This window comes from Mesorhizobium sp. M7A.F.Ca.AU.001.01.1.1, from assembly GCF_004022735.1.
GTDB lineage: Bacteria > Pseudomonadota > Alphaproteobacteria > Rhizobiales > Rhizobiaceae > Mesorhizobium > Mesorhizobium ciceri.
Window position 1 is genome coordinate 1 of record NZ_RZPF01000752.1, and the last position, 3,022, is coordinate 3,022.

Below are 3,022 nucleotides of genomic sequence, written 5' to 3' on the forward strand. Positions count from 1 at the left end.
CTCTATCGCTGGGATCTGATCGAGGATGGCAAGGACATCGCCATGGAGACGCGGGGCAGCGTTGTCGTGACGGATTCGCTCGCAGCAATCGATCTTGCGCTTGCAGGCGTCGGGCTTGCCTATGTCTTCGAGCCGCTGGCGCGCGCCGATCTTGCCGCGGGCCGCCTGGTCCAGGTGCTGCCGCAGACGGCGATCGAGGAACCGGGGCTATTCCTCTATTTCCCGCGCCGGGCGTCAATGGCGCCGAAGCTCAGGGCCTTTATCGACACCGCACAAGAAATCGGCCGGGCATCCTTGCGGACACCCGGCCGAGTTGCCTGAGCTGAGAAGCCCCTTCAGGGGCTATTTGTAAGGATTATTTCTTCACCGCAGCCGCGACTTCCGCCGCGAAATCGGTCTCTTCCTTTTCAATGCCTTCGCCGAGCGCAAAGCGCAGATAGGCGGAAATCTTGGCCGGAGCGCCGATTTCCTTCTCGGCATCCTTCAGTGCCTGCTCGACAGTGATGTCGGGATTGAGCACGAAGGCCTGCTTCAGGAGCACGACTTCCTCATAGAACTTGCGTAGGCGGCCTTCGACCATCTTTTCGATGATCGCTTCCGGCTTGCCGGACTGGCGCGCCTGATCGGCGAAGATCGCCTTCTCGCGCTCGACCGCAGCCGGATCGATCTGCTCGGCCGTCAGCGCCAGCGGGTTGGTGGCGGCGACATGCATGGCAACCTGGCGGCCAAAGGCATTGGCGGCATGCTCATTGCCCGTGGTCTCGATCGCGACCAGAACGCCGAGCTTGCCAAGACCATCGGCAACTGCGTTGTGGACGTAGGTGGCGACAGCACCGTGCGGGACGGTGAGCTTGGCCGAGCGGCGGAAGCCCATGTTTTCGCCGATGGTGCCGACAGCGTCCTTGATGGTGTCGGCAACCGACTTGTCGGAACCTGGATACTTTGCGGCGGCCACAGCTTCCGTCGTGCCGTAGGCCAGCGCAACCTTGGCAACATTGGCGACGATTTCCTGAAACGCGGCGTTGCGGGCAACGAAGTCGGTCTCGGAATTGACCTCGACGACGGCAGCCTCGCGCACGCCGTTGTCGACGCCGATCAGGCCCTCAGCCGCGGTGCGGCCAGCCTTCTTGTCAGCCTTGGAGATACCCTTCTTGCGCAGCCAGTCGACGGCCTCTTCCATGTTGCCGTTGGTCTCGGTCAACGCCGCCTTGCAATCCATCATGCCCGCGCCGGTCAAGTCGCGGAGTTCTTTGACCTGTGCAGCCGAAATGCTCATTGTCGCCTCTTTGTTTTAAATGCACCGACGCACCATCGGTATTCGATGGTGCGTCTGTTTAGCGTGCCAGAATATGAGAAAGATGAAGGCCGCAACCGGCCTTCGATTATCAAGCTTCCGGAGCGTCTGCAGCCGGGGCCGGAGCCGGGTCGAGCGCCGGTTCGACGGGAGCTTCGATCGAAGCGCCGATGTCGACGCCGAGCGCGCCCTGCTGACGGGCAATGCCGTCGATCGCAGCCTTGGCGATCAGATCGCAATAGAGCTGGATGGCGCGGGCCGCGTCGTCATTGCCGGGGATCGGGAAGTCGATCTTGTCCGGATCGCAGTTCGAATCGATGATGGCGACGACCGGAATGCCGAGGCGCTTGGCCTCGAGAATGGCGATCGCTTCCTTGTTGGTGTCGATCACGAACATCAGGTCGGGCGTCGAGCCCATGTCCTTGATGCCGCCCAGCGCCTTGTCGAGCTTCTCGCGCTCGCGGTCGAGGTTCAGGCGTTCCTTCTTGGTCAACCCTTGCGCCTCGCCGGCCAGCATCTCGTCGAGCTTGCGCAGGCGCTGGATCGAATTCGAGATCGTCTTCCAGTTGGTCAGCATGCCGCCGAGCCAACGCGAGTTGACGTAGTACTGAGCCGAACGCTGTGCCGCATCGGCGACGATGTCGGACGCCTGGCGCTTGGTGCCGACGAACAGCACGCGGCCGCCCTTGGCGACGGTGTCGGAAACCTGCTTCAGCGCCTGGTGCAGCAAAGGCACCGTCTGCGAGAGGTCGATGATGTGGATGTTGTTGCGGGCGCCATAGATGTAGGGCGCCATTTTCGGGTTCCAGCGATGGGTCTGGTGGCCGAAGTGAATGCCAGCTTCCAAAAGCTGGCGCATGCTGAAATCAGGCAGTGCCATTCAAAGTTCCTTTCCGGTTAGCCTCCACGGACACAGGCATTTTTGGACTTTGTCCTCGAACGCCACCGGAGGTTTCAGCCGGATTTCTCCCGGGCAGACACCAAAGTCCGTGTGTGGAATGAGCGCGCATATAGAGGGGATGCGCGATAAACGCAAGCGCCGTGGGACCTGTGTACGGCGTGCGACGATCCGCGCGCTGCCGTCAGCGCTTTATCTTGCCGTTCGGCACCCGCACCCGCCGGAAGACCGCGACGATCTCCTCGCGGCTGCATTCGATGGCGCCGAGCCGCACCGCACGGTCACGCTCGAAGCCGGTTATGTCATAATGCGGCGCCGATGTCTTGGGCGGCCCTTGGTAGGATGAGCGCTTGACGCCAAGATGCGCGGCAAAGCGATGCAACTCGTCGGTGTCGTCGGCCAACAGATGGCACCAGCGATGGCCGGCCCAGTTCCAGATCGCTGCGTCGACATAGGCTGCCATAAAGCTTGCTGTCTGCCTTCCATCCGTCACGACAGTCGGCCACATGGCCCGGCTGATGTCAGTGACGATAGAATGGATTCGGATAGAAAATGAAGCCGCCATTGGCTGCAAGCTCGGCGACGATGTTGGTGACTGTATCCTGCATGCGACGGTGCAGATCGGCAACCGCATCGTCGATCGAGCCCGTATGCTCATGCAAGCCCAGTGCCTCCGGCACCCGGATGTGGGCGCAACGCGGCCCGGCCGGCTGCGGAACGAATCGGTTCATCGTGTCGCGCAGCCCGCCCCGACAATAGTCGTTGCGGATCCGCTTCAGATGTTCGGCGATCTCCTCCTGGCTAATGCGCGGATTGGCGCAGGCCCAGGG

At 62.1% G+C, this 3,022-nt stretch carries 4 protein-coding genes and 1 pseudogene; 1 reads left to right on the forward strand and 4 read right to left on the reverse strand.

Annotated features, from left to right (window positions below; translation table 11 throughout):
- A partial coding sequence (locus EN884_RS31120) for a LysR substrate-binding domain-containing protein (protein WP_245492014.1) occupies positions 1-321 on the forward strand: 321 nt, incomplete at its 5' end.
- A gap of 34 nt (positions 322-355) precedes the next feature.
- Here the strand turns inward: EN884_RS31120 and tsf are convergent.
- The 4 genes and pseudogenes from tsf to EN884_RS31140 form a co-directional block, all read right to left on the reverse strand.
- Complete coding sequence (gene tsf, locus EN884_RS31125; RefSeq protein WP_013531764.1) at positions 356-1,276, reverse strand: translation elongation factor Ts; 921 nt, start codon at positions 1,274-1,276, stop codon at positions 356-358.
- 109 nt (positions 1,277-1,385) lie between these two features.
- Positions 1,386-2,174, reverse strand: coding sequence for a 30S ribosomal protein S2 (gene rpsB / locus EN884_RS31130; protein ID WP_013531765.1), 789 nt, complete (start codon positions 2,172-2,174; stop codon positions 1,386-1,388).
- A gap of 202 nt (positions 2,175-2,376) precedes the next feature.
- Complete coding sequence (locus EN884_RS31135; RefSeq protein WP_013531766.1) at positions 2,377-2,655, reverse strand: DUF4031 domain-containing protein; 279 nt, start codon at positions 2,653-2,655, stop codon at positions 2,377-2,379.
- Positions 2,656-2,713: 58 nt separating this feature from the next.
- A pseudogene (locus EN884_RS31140) lies at positions 2,714-3,022 on the reverse strand (hypothetical protein); the annotation flags it as partial.